At 38.9% G+C, this 18634-nt stretch carries 16 protein-coding genes; 15 read left to right on the top strand and 1 reads right to left on the bottom strand.

Translation table 11 applies throughout. From position 1 onward, the window contains the following. Window positions 1-24 precede the first annotated feature (24 nt). From CGC63_RS13615 to CGC63_RS16015, 8 genes are all read left to right on the top strand, one after another. A complete protein-coding gene (locus CGC63_RS13615; RefSeq protein ID WP_003019419.1) occupies window positions 25-1176 on the top strand; it encodes a polysaccharide deacetylase family protein in 1152 nt (383 codons plus the stop codon). Between the two features lie 153 nt (window positions 1177-1329). Continuing rightward, window positions 1330-1614: a hypothetical protein gene (locus tag CGC63_RS15740; protein ID WP_003019418.1), complete on the top strand. Its 285-nt coding sequence runs from the start codon at window positions 1330-1332 to the stop codon at window positions 1612-1614. Between the two features lie 8 nt (window positions 1615-1622). Further along, window positions 1623-2639: an extracellular solute-binding protein gene (locus tag CGC63_RS13610; RefSeq protein WP_003019416.1), complete on the top strand. Its 1017-nt coding sequence runs from the start codon at window positions 1623-1625 to the stop codon at window positions 2637-2639. A gap of 14 nt (window positions 2640-2653) precedes the next feature. Continuing rightward, window positions 2654-3511 (top strand): carbohydrate ABC transporter permease, encoded by an 858-nt coding sequence (locus tag CGC63_RS13605; protein WP_003019414.1) that lies wholly within the window; start codon window positions 2654-2656, stop codon window positions 3509-3511. 67 nt (window positions 3512-3578) lie between these two features. After that, window positions 3579-4226 carry a helix-turn-helix domain-containing protein gene (locus tag CGC63_RS13600; RefSeq protein WP_003019412.1) on the top strand — a complete coding sequence of 216 codons (648 nt, stop codon included), beginning with the start codon at window positions 3579-3581 and terminating at the stop codon, window positions 4224-4226. A 24-nt stretch (window positions 4227-4250) separates the two neighbouring features. Next, window positions 4251-4808 (top strand): TraX family protein, encoded by a 558-nt coding sequence (locus CGC63_RS13595; RefSeq protein ID WP_003019410.1) that lies wholly within the window; start codon window positions 4251-4253, stop codon window positions 4806-4808. 76 nt (window positions 4809-4884) lie between these two features. Next, window positions 4885-6042 (top strand): IS630 family transposase, encoded by a 1158-nt coding sequence (locus CGC63_RS13590; protein ID WP_040351006.1) that lies wholly within the window; start codon window positions 4885-4887, stop codon window positions 6040-6042. A gap of 33 nt (window positions 6043-6075) precedes the next feature. Next, window positions 6076-6273 (top strand): TraX family protein, encoded by a 198-nt coding sequence (locus CGC63_RS16015; RefSeq protein WP_081445585.1) that lies wholly within the window; start codon window positions 6076-6078, stop codon window positions 6271-6273. 184 nt (window positions 6274-6457) lie between these two features. On the opposite strand, the gene typA is transcribed toward CGC63_RS16015, so the two are convergent. Then, window positions 6458-8287: a translational GTPase TypA gene (gene typA, locus CGC63_RS13580; RefSeq protein ID WP_003019406.1), complete on the bottom strand. Its 1830-nt coding sequence runs from the start codon at window positions 8285-8287 to the stop codon at window positions 6458-6460. 219 nt (window positions 8288-8506) lie between these two features. Between typA and CGC63_RS13575 the strand changes: the two genes are divergently transcribed. From CGC63_RS13575 to CGC63_RS13545, 7 genes are all read left to right on the top strand, one after another. Continuing rightward, on the top strand, window positions 8507-9133 hold the full coding sequence (locus CGC63_RS13575; RefSeq protein ID WP_003019404.1) for a single-stranded DNA-binding protein: 627 nt from the start codon (window positions 8507-8509) through the stop codon (window positions 9131-9133). A gap of 111 nt (window positions 9134-9244) precedes the next feature. Further along, window positions 9245-9736, top strand: coding sequence for a cob(I)yrinic acid a,c-diamide adenosyltransferase (locus CGC63_RS13570; protein ID WP_003019403.1), 492 nt, complete (start codon window positions 9245-9247; stop codon window positions 9734-9736). Between the two features lie 59 nt (window positions 9737-9795). Continuing rightward, entirely contained in the window at window positions 9796-10686 is an 891-nt protein-coding gene (gene dapA / locus CGC63_RS13565) for a 4-hydroxy-tetrahydrodipicolinate synthase (protein WP_003019401.1), read from the top strand. Window positions 10687-10732: 46 nt separating this feature from the next. After that, complete coding sequence (gene dapB, locus CGC63_RS13560) at window positions 10733-11491, top strand: 4-hydroxy-tetrahydrodipicolinate reductase (RefSeq protein WP_009246605.1); 759 nt, start codon at window positions 10733-10735, stop codon at window positions 11489-11491. Window positions 11492-11569: 78 nt separating this feature from the next. Continuing rightward, window positions 11570-11851, top strand: a complete 282-nt coding sequence (locus CGC63_RS13555) for a hypothetical protein (protein WP_009246604.1) — start codon at window positions 11570-11572, stop codon at window positions 11849-11851. A 179-nt stretch (window positions 11852-12030) separates the two neighbouring features. Beyond that, a complete protein-coding gene (gene hpf / locus CGC63_RS13550; RefSeq protein ID WP_003019395.1) occupies window positions 12031-12561 on the top strand; it encodes a ribosome hibernation-promoting factor, HPF/YfiA family in 531 nt (176 codons plus the stop codon). 381 nt (window positions 12562-12942) lie between these two features. After that, window positions 12943-18546, top strand: coding sequence for an endo-beta-N-acetylglucosaminidase (locus CGC63_RS13545; RefSeq protein WP_003019393.1), 5604 nt, complete (start codon window positions 12943-12945; stop codon window positions 18544-18546). Window positions 18547-18634 lie beyond the last annotated feature (88 nt).

The following is an 18634-nucleotide window of genomic DNA, read 5'->3' as shown; positions in this document are numbered from 1 at the left end:
TATTACAAAAGAGAGGAGTATATTATGGATTACGATGAAAGATTTCGGTCTGGGGATGAGTTTGATGACGAAGAATATGAGCGACGCCGTCAAGCACGTATGATGCGCCGAAGACAGGAACGTCTGAGGCAGATAAGACGCAGAAAACTTATGCGGATTGTTGTCATGGCAGGAGCGTTGGTGCTTGCAATCTTTCTGGTTGCAAAAGGGGTTACGGCATTGACTTCAGGCTTTGGCAAGAAAAAGCCGACGGAAATCAGCAAAGAGGTAAAGGCTGAAACGAAAAAGGGAGAAATTCCGGCAGCAAAACAGCCGGTCCTGAGCGCTTCGGATATTCAGAAGCTCTCAGGAGATATGACTATCTTTGGCTGGCAGACAGATGAAACGGGAAAATGGTATCGAAATGCGGACGGCACCTTCTTTGAAGCGGGTTGGAAGGAAATTGACGGAGCAAAATACTATTTTGATGAAAATGGCTATGTAAAAACCGGTTGGTTGGAGCTTGACGGAAAAGACTACTATTTTGACGAAGAAGGGCGTTATGATAGCAGTAAGGTTCGTCCAATGGTAGCGTTGACTTATGACGATGGACCGGGAAAATATACAGATAAGCTTTTAGACTGTCTGGAAGAAAATAATGCAAAGGCAACCTTTTTCATGTTAGGTGAAAATGCGGAAAAATATCCTGATGTTATAAAAAGACTGTACGACAGTGGCATGGAATTGGGAAATCATACATACGACCATCAGATGCTTCCAAGCTTGTCATCTGAGCAAGTTACAGAGGAAATCGGTAAGACCAATAGTATTATTGAAAATGCGGCAGGTGTTCCGGCAGACAGTTTAAGACCTCCTGGTGGAAGCTTTAATGAAAGCGTACAGGAATTGGCTGGTATGCCGATTATAAAATGGAGCTTAGATACAAAAGACTGGAAGACAAAAAGTGCAGATACGACATATCAGAAAGTTATAGATAATGTTCAGGATGGTTCTGTTGTTTTAATGCACGATATTCATGAATGGTCGATAGAAGCTTCCCTGCGTTTAATTCCTGAATTGGTAGAGAAGGGCTACAAATTAGTGACTGTACAGGAGCTGGCAGCAGCAAAAGGAATTGAATTAAAAGACGGCGAAGTATATTATTACTTTGGCGAAGGAACACAAGAAGTAGAATAAAATAAATGCTCTTTTTGTATAGAGAAGCTGGGGGCTTACTATACAGAAAGGGCATTTTTTATTCCACGGGAATTTACCTTGATAAAACACTACAAAGCTGATATGATAAAACTAATAAAGTTTCAATGAAAAACCAATGGGGAGGTAGCGTATATGAAGAAAAGATTAGCGTTTATTATGGCAGGATTATTGTGTGTAGCTTCTTTGGTATCTTGTAAATCTTCCAATCCTTCAGAGGGAAATAAGAAGGAGGAAACGCCGGAGGTGGTAGAGGACACCAGAGACCATTCCAAGATGATTATTGCGATTTCGGAAAGCCAGAAAGAGTTTTATAGCATGGCAATCGCAAAGTATGTGCAGTTTCATCCGGAGACGGAAATTGACGTTGAAGTTATTCCGCATATGAACAATGCACCCACAGAGGAAAACGAAAAATAAAGAAAGAAATGAAGGATATGCAGGTGCAGATTATGGCAGGCAAAGGCCCTGATGTTTTTCTTTTGGATGAAGAGAATGTCGTATTGCCGGATATGGTAAAAAGCAGTTACAACGGGGTATTTTTAGATTTGAATACAGTAATAGAGGGATTAGCAGATATGCCGCTTAATCAAACTGTATTAAAAGCGGGGGAAGTTGATGGGAAACAGTATTTTCTGCCATTGGGATATATGCTGCCGGGAATTGCTGTGACTCAGGAGATGTTAGGAGACTGGACACCGTCATCTGACCAGCCGGATAAATTTCTAAAAGAGGTTTCTTCTCATACAGGCGTGAAAGGATTTCCGGCGGAATTTTATCTAACACAGTATATAGCGGGACTTTTCGGAACGTCTGTTTTTGACTATGAAGAAAAAACAATTACTTTTTCGAAAGAATTGCAGAATATAACAGAACTGTTAGCAGAGAGACAGGAGCTTTCTTTTGATGAAGCAGAGGAATTACCCAATGTGATGATAATGGGACATTCCGTAGAGAGTTCTTTAACGGAACTTATGAAACGGTCTTTTGCTTCTGATACAGATGTTAAATTCCTTCCATTTCCAAACGGGGAAAAGGGAGTAAACGCACAGGTCAATGTGTTTGCGGCAGTTCGGGCAAACAGTGATTATGCTTCACAGGCAGGAGATTTTTTAGAATTTTTATTATCCAATGAAGTGCAGGGAAGTACAGGTTGGGAGAAATTTGGAAATGGAAAGAGATTTACAGCTATTCCTGTGAATAATAATGCTGTTGTACCGGCATACAAGTATTGGCTGAGTTCAGGAACAGAAGAATATCAGGAAGAAGCTGCCAAAAAGGCAGAGGAGCTGTTTCAGATTACACAGCAGGTTACGACAGCTCGTTTCTGTCAATATGAAAATTCTCTGATTTTTGATGCAATCTTTATGACCAGTGAAGAGAGTTCTGTGGAGAAAAAGCTGGATAATTTAAAAGATGAATTACGCTTCTATTTTGATGAATAAGAGGGAGGCGTTCTATGAAAAATAGATATCATTTGCTGGAAAGGAGAAAAAAGCTCACAGGACTTTTGTTGGCAGCGCCGGTTTTATTGGGAACTTTTGTTTTCTTTTTGCTGCCGTTTGCTATATGTGTGAAGTATTCTTTTACTTTTGGTGTGGGTGGAGCTTACTTTGTAGGGCTTGATAATTACAAAGAGGTTTTTTCTTCTTATGCGTTTCAGTTGGCAGCTGCAAATACACTGCGGTTTCTGGTTATTGGCGTTACCTTAAATCTTGTGCTGAGTTTTTTTATTGCACTGCTGATAAAGAAAGGATTGGCGGGAAGTCGCTTTTTCCGCTACATCCTTTTGCTGCCTTTGGTGCTTCCCATAGCCAGTGCTGTTATGGTTATTCAAGTATTTTTTGCAGAGACAGGGATTATCAATCATTGGCTGATATCCATAGGAGTGCCGATGGTGCAATGGATGGAAGGGCCAAGTGCCTTTTATGTATTACTGGGCTTGTATATATGGAAAAGCTTCGGATATAGTGTGATTTTGTTGTTATCCGGTCTGAATACCATTCCGGAGGAATTTTATCAGACGGCGGCGGTGGAAGGAGCAGGAAGTTTGAAAAAGCTGGTTTCTATTACATTGCCAATGATGGCTCCACATTTTTTTCTGGCAGCAGTTATGGGTATTGTAAATGCTTTTAAATCTTATCGTGAAGCGTTTCTTTTAGGGGGAAAGCACCCGCATGACAGTATTTATATGATACAACGATTGTTATTGCTTCTTCTTTCAAAGAGCTTTATAATTTGTTTTACGCAAATACGCTATATTTGTATATGTCAAAGCAGTATTCTGTTTTGTAAAAGAAACTTTGCTAAGATGTAAAAGGATTTTGATAGACTTCCAGCGAAAGAAATATGATAATGCTGTTTGAAAGGAGGACAGATTTGAAATGAATATAGGAGAACAAATAAATAATCTGCGAAAAAAACATGGTTTAAGCCAAGATGATTTTGCAAATTTATTTAATGTTTCCAGACAGACGGTTTCTAATTGGGAAAATGGTAAAAGTTATCCAGACTTAGAAATGATTATAAAAATAAGTGATTATTTCAAAATTTCTGTTGATGAATTATTAAGAAATGATGTTCAGAGCGAAGAAAAAATTGATAATGAAAAAAAGGTAAAAAAGAGATATCTTATTTTATTACTGGTTTTATGCTTTTTAGGAGCAATGATTATTTGGGGATTGTATGGTAAATATCAAGATAGTGTAGCAGTTAATTTTACAATGGAAAAGCATGAAACTTATAAAAATAATGAAACCAAAGAACAATCTATAAACATTGCAAACGGATATTTTTCGGTTCCTAAAGATGAAAAACTCAGTGTACAAGTAAAGGGCGATACTGACGATGGTAAACTTCATGTTACCATTACAAATCAAGACAATAAGGTTTATTATCAATTAGACGGTCAAGAGCTGAACGATTTACAAACTTTATATTTTGAAAAAGGTTCCTATATTATTCAAATCGTTGCTGATGATTATACAGAGGACATTATAAGTCTTGAATATAACATTGAAATAAAAAATTAAAAGCAAATCATCAGTTATAACAAAATGAAAAAATTTATTTCGGGAAGCACATTAAAAATATTGGCAATGATTTTTATGGTAATCGACCACTTTGGACAAGTGGTGTTAAAAAATGGAATTATTCTAAATGCTCCATATTCTATGTTTACAGATGAGCAATTTGATATGTTAATGTCCGCTGTCAATATTTGTCATATTTTAGGTAGAATTTCATTCCCTATCTTCTGCTTTCTGTTAGCAGAGGGATTTTTTCATACGCATAGTCTTAAGAAATATATTTTAAGCTTAGGAATTTTTGCGTTTATTTCTGAGCCTATTTATGATTTAGCCAATACAGGAAATTTATTCAGTTTGGAACAGCAAAATGTTTTATTCACGTTGTCATTAGGTCTGATTGTATTAACAACCATAAATAAATTTAATAAAAATGTAGTAATCTCTTGTGCAACAATAGTGATAGGGGCGTATATTTCATATATTTGTAATTTAGATGGCTGGTATTATGGAATAGCTTTAATCAGCGTATTTTATCTTTTTCATGATATGCCGGTACTAAAATATACTGCTTCTATTCTAGTATAGAATAAATTAAATTTCTGCTATATATTTTTGAGATGATGTATGGTAAAATAGTGTTATCAAAGAAAGGATGAACGCTATGAGAAAAACATATCTTCCTCTGTCAGATGAAGACAGGAATTACCTTAAATCATTATCAAAAAAGAGAACGATTCAGGCTCAAGTTGTGGATCGTGCCAGAATCCTTTTATATAAAGCCGATGGAATGACATTCCAACAAATTGCTGATAAACTTGCAATCAGCACTGCCACGGTACGCCTATGTGTTTCGAAGTTTCATAAAGGCGGTTTGGATGCTGCACTGTTTGATGTTCAGCGTTCTGGACGTCCATCCGAAATCACCGACGATGCGAAAGCATGGATGATCAGTATTGCGTGTCAGAGACCGGCAGAACTCGGTTATGCGCAGGAATTGTGGACATTGGCTTCTCTCCATAAATACATTCAGAAACATGCAGAGGAGGCGGGATATCCAAGACTTTCAACCGTTACGAAACCTTATATCCAGAAATTCCTCAGGGAACAGGATATGAAACCCTTTAAAATCAAATATTACTGTGAAAAGCGGGATCCTGATTTTGAAACAAAAATGCATGAAGTCCTGCTGGTTTACAAACAGATTGAAATGCAGTTTGATGAAAATGGTGATCTCATTGTTCCAGACGATTATAAATTGACGATTACGGTGTCCTATGATGAGAAACCGGGTATTCAGGCAATCTCCAATACTGCACCAGATTTACGCCCGACACCAGAACACGGAGAGGTATATCGTGATGCAGAATACAAACGTCTTGGAACGCTCTCTTTGCTGGCAGGCATTGATCTGCTTACAGGAGAAGCCATCCCGTTAGTAAGTGAAACCCATAAGAGTTCTGATTTTATTGAGTTTTTAAAGATACTGGATAAAAAATATCCATCACAGGATACCATTCGGATTATTCTGGATAATCATTCAGCACATACTTCTAAAGAAACACGGTGCTTTCTGGATACTATGCCAAAGGGACGTTTTAAATTTGTATTTACACCAAAACATGGCTCATGGTTAAATATGATTGAAAGCTTCTTCAGTAAGATGACCAGACAGATGCTTCATGGAATTCGTGTTAATAGCAAACAGGAATTGGAAGAACGAATTTACAAGTATTTTGACGAAATAAACCGTGAGCCTGTAGTTTATCACTGGAAGTATAAAATGGATGAAATCAGTGAAGAGGAAGCGGCATCGGTTTAATATAGCAATTATTTATTATTCGCTGTACTAGTTATGTATATTTGTGGATTGAATTTCACAATAAGTGGATTTGTTGACATATATTTGTTGACGGCTGTATTATCGTTACTGTTTATTTCAATGTATAATGGTAAGCGTGGAATAAAAATGAAATATTTCTTCTATATTTTTTATCCCGCTCATTTGTGTATATTCTACTTCGTGAGATTAACGCTTACTAAAATATTATAGTATTGGCAAATATGAGAATTTTAAGCTAAACAATATCGGAAAAGGTATACTTTCTTTTAAAATGTAAATTTGATTTTGAATTGCTAAAAAACACTTATAAGCAAATTTCATTATAATAGTTAATGATATAAAAAACTGCTATGGAGAAAAATCTCACAATAGCAGTTTCTTTTATGAAAAATATTTATTTTTTAAAGCCCTGTCTTTTTCTTAAACGGGAGTCTAAAATTTTCTTACGGATACGCAGAGAGTCCGGTGTGATTTCCAGAAGCTCGTCTGTATCAATAAATTCCAGCGCCTGTTCCAGACTTAAAATCTTAGGCGGAGTCAGCTTTAAGGCTTCGTCAGCGGAAGAAGAACGGGTATTGGTAAGGTGTTTTGTCTTACATACGTTTAATTCGATATCTTCTGCCTTACCGCTCTGTCCGATAACCATACCGCTGTATACTTTTTCGCCCGGTCCGATAAAGAGTGTACCACGGTCCTGTGCAGAGAAGAGACCATAAGCTACGGACTCACCTGTTTCAAAAGCAATGAGAGAGCCCTGTTTGCGGTACTGTAAATCGCCCTTGTATGGAGCATAGCCGTCAAATGCAGTATTTAAAATACCGGAACCTTTGGTTGAGGTCATAAATTCGCCTCGGAAACCAATGAGCCCTCTGGAAGGAATGTTAAATTCCAGACGAGTCGTTCCGTCACTGGCAGGGCTCATACCCTGAAGTTCACCTTTTCTCTCGCTTAAACGCTGGATAATTGTACCGGAAAATTCCTCAGGAACATCCACATAAGCAATTTCCATAGGCTCTAATTTTCTTCCACGTTCATCCTCGTGGTAGATAACTTCTGCTTTACTTACGGCAAATTCATAGCCTTCACGTCTCATGTTTTCAATTAAAACAGATAAATGAAGCTCTCCACGTCCGGAAACCTTAAAGCAATCTGTGCTTTCAGTGTCTTCTACACGAAGGCTGACATCTGTGTTTAATTCACGCATCAGACGTTCTCTTAAATGGCGGGAAGTGATAAATTTACCTTCCTGTCCTGCGAACGGACTGTCATTTACAATAAAGTTCATGGAAATGGTAGGCTCTGAAATTTTCTGGAACGGAATTGGCTCCGGATTTTCAGGGGAGCAAAGGGTATCTCCGATATGAATGTCCGCAATACCGGAAATGGCAACGATCGAGCCGATACCCGCTTCCTTTACCTCAACCTTATTTAAGCCTTCAAATTCATAGAGCTTGCTGATTTTTACTTTTTTCATTTTATCAGGGTCATGGTGGTTTACCAGCATAACCTCTTGATTAACGGAGAGCTTTCCGTTTTCCACTTTACCTACACCGATACGCCCCACATATTCGTTGTAATCAATGGTGCTGATTAAGGTCTGTGTAGGTGCATCCGGGTCACCGGTAGGTGCAGGAATGTATTTTAAGATTGTTTCAAATAAAGGTTCCATGCTTTCCGGTGTATCGCTTAAATCCAGAACAGCGTGTCCTGCTTTTGCAGACGCATATAAGAACGGGCAGTCTAGCTGTTCGTCAGATGCGTCTAAATCCATGAGAAGCTCTAAAACCTCGTCAATTACTTCATCAGGACGAGCCTCCGGACGGTCAATCTTGTTAATACATACAATAACATGAAGGTCTAATTCCAGAGCTTTTTTCAGAACAAATTTTGTCTGAGGCATAGCGCCTTCAAAAGCATCTACTAAAAGGATAACGCCGTCTACCATTTTTAATACACGTTCTACTTCACCGCCGAAATCCGCATGTCCCGGTGTATCAATAATGTTGATTTTTGTATCCTTGTAATATACGGCAGTGTTTTTGGATAAAATGGTAATACCACGTTCTCTTTCAATATCGTTGGAGTCCATGACACGTTCCTGTACTGCCTGATTTTCACGGAAAACACCGCTCTGGCGAAGAAGCTGGTCAACCAGAGTTGTTTTACCGTGGTCAACATGGGCAATAATCGCCACGTTTCTGATATCTTCTCTTGCTGTTTTCATAATTAACCTCTTTTCTCTTTATGCTGTCAAGGTATTATTTAAATCAATAACACCTATATTTCCAGTAAAATCCGGATTTTATTCTATCATACTTAACTGTAAATACAAAGGGGGAAAAAGATTTTTTTAAAAATTTTAAAAAAAGTGGTTCTAAAACAGCAGGCAGGTGAATAGATATGATATAGACAAGATACCAGAAAGAGGAAGGGGAAACAAATCATGGCAGATAAAATTATTGAAAACAATCAGGTGTCCATTATGGGAAAGGTAGCGTCAGGCTTTACATTCAGTCATCAGGTATACGGAGAGGGATTTTACCTGGTAGACGTATTGGTGAAGCGACTCAGCGACTCCGAGGACAGAATACCTTTGATGGTTTCAGAACGTCTGGTAGACGTTACACAGGATTATGAAGGGGAATACATTATGGTGCAGGGACAGTTCCGTTCCTACAATCGCCACGAAGAGAAGAAAAACAGACTGGTACTTTCTGTTTTTGTAAGAGAGCTGACTTTTGTAGAGGAGGCAGACGACTCCATTAAAACAAATCAGATTTTTCTTGACGGTTATATCTGTAAGCCTCCGGTATATAGGAAAACACCGCTGGGAAGGGAAATCGCAGACCTTTTATTGGCAGTGAACCGTCCTTACGGAAAATCAGACTACATACCCTGTATATGCTGGGGAAGAAATGCCCGTTACGCATCCGCATTTGAGGTGGGCGGTCATGTGTTGATTTGGGGCAGAATTCAGAGCAGGGAATATATTAAGAAATTAGGAGAAAATGAGACAGAAAAGAGAGTGGCTTATGAGGTTTCTGTGAGCAAATTAGAATATGCAGATTAAAATAGTCAAGTTTGATTGTTAGGTTGCAATATTTGCTTAGGTGTAGTAATATATACACAACTCTTAATAAAGTAAAATAAGGAAAAGGCAGTCTGTAAGAGGTGTATAATTATGGATGAAGAAAAGGGATTGACGCAGATTTACTGCGGACCGGGAAAAGGAAAAACAAGTGTAGCAATCGGTCAGGCAATTCGTGCAGTAGGTTATGGGAAGCGGGCTATTGTAATTCAGTTTTTAAAAGGGAGAGCCACTTCTCGACTAGATTATCTAAATGCAATGGAGCCGGAGGTTCGTCTGTTTCGATTTGAGAAAAAAGATAAGTTTTATGAGGACCTGACAGATGAAGAAAAGAAAGAGGAAAATCTGAATATCCGAAACGGTTTAAATTTTGCACGAAAAGTATTGCTGACAGAAGAGTGTGATATGCTAATTCTCGATGAAATTCTGGGGGCTTTAGAGTTTGGCATTGTTTCAGAAGAAGAAATCGAAAGTCTTATTCAGGCAAAGGATTATGAAACAGAGCTGATTATGACAGGAAATGTTGTGACAGAAGCTTTGAAAAATGCAGCGGACAGAGTGGTTTCACTGGAAGTTATTAAATAAGCTGCAAATCAAAGTACATATACAAAAGAAATAGGAACAGGACAATAAGGAGGAAGAATATGTCTATTTTTACAGGTGCGGGTGTAGCGATTGTAACGCCAATGAAAGAAAACGGAGAAGTAAACTTTGAGAAATTAGGAGAAATTCTCGAAGAGCAGATTGCAGGACAAACGGATGCAATTATTATCTGCGGAACAACAGGAGAGTCTTCAACCCTGACCCATGAGGAACATTTAGACGCAATCAAATATACCATTGATAAAGTAAATAAAAGAATTCCTGTTATTGCAGGAACAGGCTCTAACTGTACACAGACAGCGATTTACCTTTCACAGGAGGCTGAAAAATATGGGGCAGACGGACTGCTTTTAGTAACGCCATATTATAATAAAGCAACTCAGAAAGGTTTGATTGAACATTATACAGCAATTGCAAATTCTGTAAAGCTTCCGATTATTTTATATAATGTAGCAAGCCGCACAGGATGTAATATTGAGCCGAAGACAGCGGCTTATCTGGCAGAGCATGTGGAAAATATTGTAGCAATTAAAGAAGCTTCCGGAAATATTTCTCAGGTAGCTGAAATTGCGGCTCTGACACAGGGAAAGATGGATATTTATTCAGGAAATGACGACCAGATTGTACCAATTCTCTCTTTGGGAGGAAAAGGTGTAATCTCTGTACTTTCCAATGTAGCGCCCCAATATACACATGATATTGTGGCAAAATTCATGGAAGGAAAAGTGGAGGAAAGCAGGGATATGCAGTTAAAAGCGCTGCCTCTTATTCATGCACTTTTCTGTGAAGTAAATCCAATTCCTGTAAAAACAGCTTTAAACCTTATGGGAAAAGAAGTAGGTCCTCTGCGTATGCCAATGACAGAAATGGAAGAGGCTCATCAGGAAGTTCTGAAGAAAGCTATGAAGGATTTTGGTATAGAATTAGCTTAAATTAGCATAAGAGCTTTGTAATATGCAAAAGAAAAGAGGAAAAAAGATGGTCAGAATAATAATGAACGGCTGTAACGGTCACATGGGACGTGTGATTTCAGAGCTTGTAGAGAAAGACGAAAATGCAGAAATTGCAGCAGGAATTGATGTTGCAGATATGAAAATTTATAATTATCCGGTTTATACAAATGTTTTTGACTGTGATAAAGAAGCTGATGTTATGATTGATTTTTCTTCTCCAAAGGCAACAGACAATGTATTAAAGTATTGTGTGGAGAAAAAGCTCCCGCTGGTTCTGTGCACAACAGGCTTGTCTGAGGAACAGTTAAGCTGTGTGAATGAAGCAGCCAAGGAAACAGCAGTGCTTCGCTCTGCAAATATGTCTTTGGGAATTAACACGCTGTTAAAGCTTTTGCAGGATGCCGCAAAGGTGCTGGCAACAGCAGGATTTGATATGGAGATTGTAGAGCGTCATCATAATTTAAAGGTGGATGCTCCAAGTGGAACAGCTCTTGCCCTTGCTGACAGCTTAAATGAGGCAATGGATAATGAATATCATTATGTCTATGACAGAAGTCAGAAAAGAGAAAAAAGGGATGAAAAGGAAATCGGAATTTCAGCAGTTCGTGGCGGAACGATTGTAGGTGACCACGAAGTAATCTTTGCAGGTCCTGATGAAGTAATTGAATTTCGACACACTGCTTATTCTAAGACTGTCTTTGCAAAAGGTGCAGTGGAAGCTGCAAAATTTTTAAGCGGAAAACCGGCAGGCTTATATAATATGAGTCATGTCATTAACAAATAAATTGTTTTGTAATGGTGTATAAAACAGTTTTATTTGCAGATATTAACAGCAGAACTTAATAGAAAGGAGTTTCATGAAATGAAAAAACTGATATTAGGACTGCTGTTATCAACCATGCTTTGCGTAACTGCCTGTGGCAACGATACAACAACGGATAAGAATACAACGGACAAGGGCGTTGTAGGTGATACCGGCGAGGCTTTAGAGGACGGTGCGGAAGAATTGGGAGATGATGTCCGAGACGGAGTAGAGGGCGTGGGAGATACGCTTGAACGAAATATGGACAATGCCACAGGAAGCGAAAATTCATCAGAGAACAGTAATGCAATGGGAACCGGAAACGGAAACGCAACAAGATAGAAAGAAAGAGTCTGTTTTTTAGCAGGCTCTTTTTCTGTATGTATAGAGTATACAAAATATAATCATTTTGTAAATTTTCTAAAAACTATTGAATAAAGAGAGAAATATTGGTATAATAATAGCACATTACAAGAACTGGTAAAGCTCTTGTAAAATATACGTAAAAGGGGTTGGACATAATGAAGTTTATTATAAGTGGAAAGAATATTGAGGTTACACAGGGGCTTAGAAGTGCAGTAGAGGATAAGCTGGGAAAACTGGAAAAGTACTTCACGTCTGACACAGAGATTATTGTTACTTTAAGTGTTGAAAAAGAAAGACAGAAAATCGAGGTTACCATTCCTGTAAAAGGAAATATCATCCGTTCCGAGCAGGTAAGCAGTGATATGTATGTTTCCATCGATTTGGTAGAGGAAATTATCGAAAGACAGTTAAGAAAGTACAAAAATAAAATTATTGATAAAAAACAAAGTGCAGGATTTCAGCCTGAATTTGTTGAAAAGGATTACGAGGAAGATACAAACGAAATTAAAATTATCCGTACAAAGAAATTTGGTTTCAAACCAATGTATCCGGAAGATGCATGTGTACAGATGGAATTGCTGGGACATAATTTCTTCGTGTTCTTAAATGCAGAGACAGAGGAAGTAAATGTAGTTTATAAGAGAAAAGGAAATACTTACGGATTAATTGAACCAGATTTTGGTTGATGAATAGAATAAGGTGAGGAAGACGCCCCAATGGCAGTAAATGCCATTGGGGTTTTTGTGTTTTGAGGCTTTCTATTGTGGTAACAATAAAGAACAATGTTAAGTAATAAAAATACAATGTTAGCTAGAAAAAAGAGAAACATTTGAAGGCGAAAAAATCATGAAAAATTATAATGAACATAAGATAAAAAATAAACAAAAAAATATTGTGAAAAATATATAAAAATAGAGTGTAAATTTCTGTATTTATAATGAAAATAATAAGCGGTAAAAGAAAAATATTGCCAAAAGGTATTAAAAGTGTATAATTATAGGAAAGGTAACAAAATAAATGTTAAGTAAAGGTTGCCAATATTAAAAGCATAAAGAAAGGGGACAACAATGAAGAAAAAAATCTTGAAAAAGACCATGGCTACAATGTTAAGTGGTGTTTGCGTGGTGTCAGGGGTTGTAATACCCACAGATACAACTTACGCCGGTGCAGGACTTGGATATTGGCCGGAGGATTTACCTGTTCCGAACCAATATTATTATCAAAATGAGTCTTTGCAGCCTTATGGCACATGTCTTCAGGTAGGAGAATTGAAGAACTGGAGCCCGGACAATGACCCGGATGCACGTTATAATCGAAGCGCAATTCCGCTTCAGGAGCGTTACATGGGACCGAATGTCAATCCATTAGCTTCCAGAGATGCGAAAATTATGCCGCTTGCCATGTCAAATGCAAGAGCCAGTGAAGCTCCTTCACAGGGAGGCGACGGAGATTTCGTATATGCTTTCAATAACTTCCAGTATGTGGATACTTATAACTTCTGGGGAGGTTCTTCCGCGGAAGGTCCAATTGCAATTCCTTCACCGGAGCACATTGACTCTGCTCACAGAAACGGTGTTATGGCAACCGGAACAATTTTTATTCCATGGGGAGATGAAGCCTATGGAAGTCAGTTTGTTCGTGAACTGACAGAAAAGGATGCACAGGGAAATTTTCCATGTGCGGACAAGCTGATTGAGATTGCTCAGTACTACGGATTTGACGGATATATTTTTAATGCAGAGTCCGGTACAGGGGTTGCGGGATTTAAAGAATTTTTGATTTATATGCAGGAGAAAGCGCCTGAAAATTTCCGTATCAGTTGGTATAACGGTAGAGGCACTTTAAATCAAGGAGATATTCAGTCATGGATGCAGGACGGTGAAGACAGAATTACCGATGAATGGTGGCTGGATATGTCCGGTGCAGGAGATGTGGACAGCACCATTGATGTAGCTTATGGCGCTGACAGAGATAAGTGGGATATTCATTCTACATGGGAATATATTCCGATGGAAGACGGGGCAAAAGGTGGAGATTATCAGGCAAGACTGGATGAAGACGGAAAACTGAAAATTTCTTTGGGTATTTTAGCTCCTACTTCTACACTGACACAGTCTAAAAATTCCGATGACTTTATGAATGTACAGGATCAGGAACTTTGGGTAGGACCGGATTTGGATCCATCTTCCACCAACAGACCGGAAGATGAATTCTGTGGTTTTGCTAATCTGGTAGCAGACCAGACACCGATTATCGGAACAGATTTTGTCACACACTTTAACCCTGGAAATGGATATAAATTCTATGAAAACGGAAAAGTGACAGGAAAAGAAGACGGTTGGCACAACCGTTCCTTAACAGAAGTTCTTCCTACATGGCGTTGGATTGTAGACGCAGAAGAAGGCGCTTCTAAGGTAACGCCGAAAATTGATTACGAAGATGCTTACTGGGGCGGAGCTTCCATGAAAATCAGCGGAGATTTAACAGCAGGAAAACCAAACCACATTAAGCTTTACAGTACACAGCTTGACATTCAGGATAATTCTGCTTTTGAACTTGTGTACAAGACAAAGAAAAATGCAGATGTGAAATTATCCGTAGGCTTATGCTTTGGCGATACTTATGACGAAGAAAACTTTGAATTTTATCCGGTAGAGGTAAAAGGAAACGGAGAATGGCAGGAAGCATCTATTCCGCTGGCAAATAAAGCGGGAGAAAAAGCTATTGCAATTTCTCTGAAGCTGGAGTCTGCAAAAGGCGTCAAGGACTATGATATCAGCATTGGTAAATTAGGTGTTGTTACAGATAAATCAAAACCGGAAGCACCGGGTGAAATTGCTTTAGACGATGTGATTTATCCGACAGATACAACAGCAGAAGCCAGAATTTACTGGGAAAAAGGAGAAAACTCTTTTATTGATATTATCCATAGAGTCGGACCTGACGGAAAAAAAGAGTTTGTAGGGGCTACACCTTCTGACGCATTTTATATTCCAAAATACAGAAAGCTGGAAGGAGAAAAAGAAGCTACCTTTGAAATTACTTCTATCAGTGAAAACGGTGTAGAAGGTAAATCCAAACAGATTAAAATTCAGTGGCCTGAGGAAGTTCCAAACGGCTATGGACCGGAAGCAGATTTGGGAACAAACCTTGCACTTCGTGCACCGGCTGTTACAGATGTTTCCTGTGCGGCAGACGGACCGGTAGATAAGATTAATGATGGCGTTATTCCTTCCAGTAAATGGTGTGGATTAAGCACAAACGGAAGCGCTTACCTTGACTTAGGAAAAGAAGTGGACATCAGCCGCTGGGTTGTATACCATGCAAACTGCCGAGGTGCAGGAGAGGGTGTCAGCTATAATACTGTTGATTTTGAACTCCTTTATGCAGGGGATGACGGAGCGGAAGTTTTAGACCCGACAGATGAAAAAGCAGCAGAAAGAGTGAAAAACTTAGAATATAAAGAAGCGGATACAGTAAAAGGAAATAAGCAGAATATAACAGACAGAAACTTAAATGAGCCTATCAAAGCACGTTATATTAAGCTTCATGTAACAAAATCCGATAACACACCTTGGTCTGCAATTCGTATTTATGAATTACAATTATACGAAAATGCAGGAGAAGGAAGCGTTGCAGTTTCTCCGTCACCGCTGGAAAGAAACGTAACTGTTTATAACAATAAAGGTGAGCAGGATAAAGTGATTATTGACAATGTAAGCATGCTGTATTCTGAAGGAACTTATCCAAACGGAAGCGTAGATGAGAAAACGGGTGTTGTTTCCTTATACGACAGTATGGATGCAAAAGAACCGATTGCACAGGTTCGTGCAGAACAGCCTGACAATGTGTATAAACAGTATGCAATGGGTGTTGCTGCTTTCGATAATGTGAAGTTAAATCCAAATGGCGGCCGTCTGTGGTATTCAGTACAGGACGCATCAACAGGCGAAATTGTAAACAGTCAGAGAACAAGTGTTGCATATCCACCGGAAGACGGTGAGAAAATTCCGCAGGGCGAGGCAAAAGTTTTTGCAAGAACAGGTGGTGTAAATCTGACAAATCCTTATGGTGCATTGGAAATTACAGGACTTCCAAAAGATGCAGTGGTAAAAGTGTATGCAGATGAGAATGCAGAAAAACCGATTTTGACATCTGCACCGGCAGGAGAAGATCAGACAGTTGTTTTAGAAGAAGTTCCTCTTACAGAAGCAGGCGGAAAAGTATTCTATACTATTCATGCACCAAAGAAACCGGATACAGAGCGTTTGGCGCTGGAATACGGAAAAGTTTCAGAATTGTCGGCTTACCAGTCAGACCTTGTAGAAATGGTAAATATGTATGAACGCAACTTTGATGAAAATGATTTTATTGCTTCTACATGGGGTGCATTTGAAACAGCACGCAGCAATGCAGCGGCTTTAATTGGAAAAGATGTTACAAAAGCCCAGGCAGATGCGGCAAGAGAAGTATTAAAAGATGCAGAATGCGGACTTTTAAGAGATGCCGATAAATTACGTATCTTAGAGGTTTGTGCAGAATATGAAGCAAATAAAGACCATTACTCAAAAGAAAGCTGGGAAACATTTAAACCGGTACTTGAAAGTGTAAGCGCTTTTGCAAAAGACGATGCACAGACAGATAAAATGACAATCCAGACAGAGAGAGTAAAACTGGATAAAGCAGCCAGAGAGTTGGTTGAAATTGAACCGTTAGACAGCACAGTTATTCCTGATGAAGCTCTTTTAAATGCAGTTAAAGAACAGACAGGAGCTGCTTCTTTAGAAGAAGCTGTAAAATATGACGGCGAGCTTGATTTAACAAATCTTGAGGTAAAAGACCTTACAGGTCTGGAAAAACTGGAAAACTTAAAAGGACTTGTTTTAACAGGAACAAAAGTAAAAGAAGTAAATGGTAAGAACTTACCAAAAACTTTGGAAAAATTAAATATGTCAGGTTGTGCAGAGCTTGAAACTATTGATTTAAGCGCAGGCGGATTTGCGAACCTGAAAGAAGCTGATATCAGCGGATGTGAGAAATTAGTTCTTGTGTACATGAATTCCTTAGGTCTGGAGAAATTGGATGTTTCTAAAGACGGTAAATACGAAAAGGTATATGCAGTTGATTTAAGCGGAAACAAATTAGATTTCAGCAAAGAAACACCGGAAGGTAAATTTGTAAATAAAGTAGAGGAAAACTTAAAGAAAAATCCTCCAAAGGCTTTATACAAATATAACAATGTTTCAACAGGAAAAGATATTACTGCAGATGAGATGGCAGGACGCCATGAAGATCCGAAGGTTATGGTAGACGGTAACAAGGCACAGTTGTCCGGTGGATATTATTTGGATAACAAAGGAACTGCAACGATTAATCTCGGAAAAGTTGAAGATATCTCCAAAGTAGCTGTTACTTATAAAGAAAAAGAATTTGCTTCCGAATATAAATGGGAGTATTCCGAAAACGGAAAAGATTTCAAAGAACTGGTAACAGTATCTGACAATGAGAAGCCAAATGCAGAAAACGTTCTGGATAAAGCGGTGAAAGCACAGTATTTGAGATATACAACTGTGAATAAGGGCAAAGGTGAAGCTGTTATTCTGGAATTAGAAGCTTTCACAAAGGAAGAAGTAGAAAGTGGAGTAAAATATACAGGACAGTCTCCTTTACTTACTGCTGATTATAAAGATATTCCAACAGAAATCCAGCTTGCTCAGGGCAGCGATGCAGTGAGAATTCAGGATTACATGGACAAATGTTATAAAGAAGCAAAAACAGTAAGAGGCACAGCAGCTTCTGCATTAAAAGACCAGAAATGGCTTGCTGAGGATTATGACATTGACGCTATGACAAAAGTACCGGAAGGTATGCAGGTTGTAATCACAGATGCAGACGGAAACGTTTATGAAGATCCGTTTAATCCGGAAAAAGCAGGAACTTATACTGCAAAATTCATGTCACAGGATGAAACAGTTCTGGCAACTATGACAATTAACGTAGGTGAAGAGACAGAAGAAAAAGAAGGCTGGGTTGAGACTGAAAATGGTTGGTTCTACTATGAAAACGGTCAGAAAGCAACCGGTTGGAAAGTCGTTTCCGAAAGATGGTATTACTTTAATGAAGAAGGAATTATGCAGACCGGTTGGGTATCTGTAAATAATCAGTGGTATTATATGGACCAGTGGGGAGCAATGTGCACCGGCTGGGTATCTGTAAATGGCCAGTGGTATTACATGAACGAAAGCGGAGCGATGGCAACCGGCTGGGTATCTGTAAACGGTCAGTGGTATTATATGGACCAGTGGGGAGCAATGCAGACCGGCTGGGTATCCGTAAACGGTCAGTGGTACTATATGAACGAAAGCGGAGCGATGGCAACCGGTTGGGTATCTGTAAACGGTCAGTGGTATTATATGGACCAGTGGGGAGCAATGTGCACCGGCTGGGTATCCGTAAACGGTCAGTGGTACTATATGAACGAAAGCGGAGCAATGGCAACCGGCTGGGTATTTGTAAACGGTCATTGGTACTATATGGACCAGTGGGGAGCAATGTGCACCGGTTGGGTACTTGTAGGTAATGATTGGTATTACATGAATACAGACGGAAGCATGGCAACCAGTCAGTGGATTGGCGGCTATTATGTAGACGCATCCGGAAAGATGGAATAAAGTACAAAAATTTAAAAGAGATTAAATCTTAATTGAGAGGAGCTGTTACTTCGATGATGAAAATCGTAAAGTAGCAGTTCTTCTGTTT

It is taken from the genome of Blautia hansenii DSM 20583, assembly GCF_002222595.2.
Classification (GTDB): Bacteria; Bacillota; Clostridia; order Lachnospirales; family Lachnospiraceae; genus Blautia; species Blautia hansenii.
This window is presented reverse-complemented; position numbering and strand designations above follow the sequence as displayed.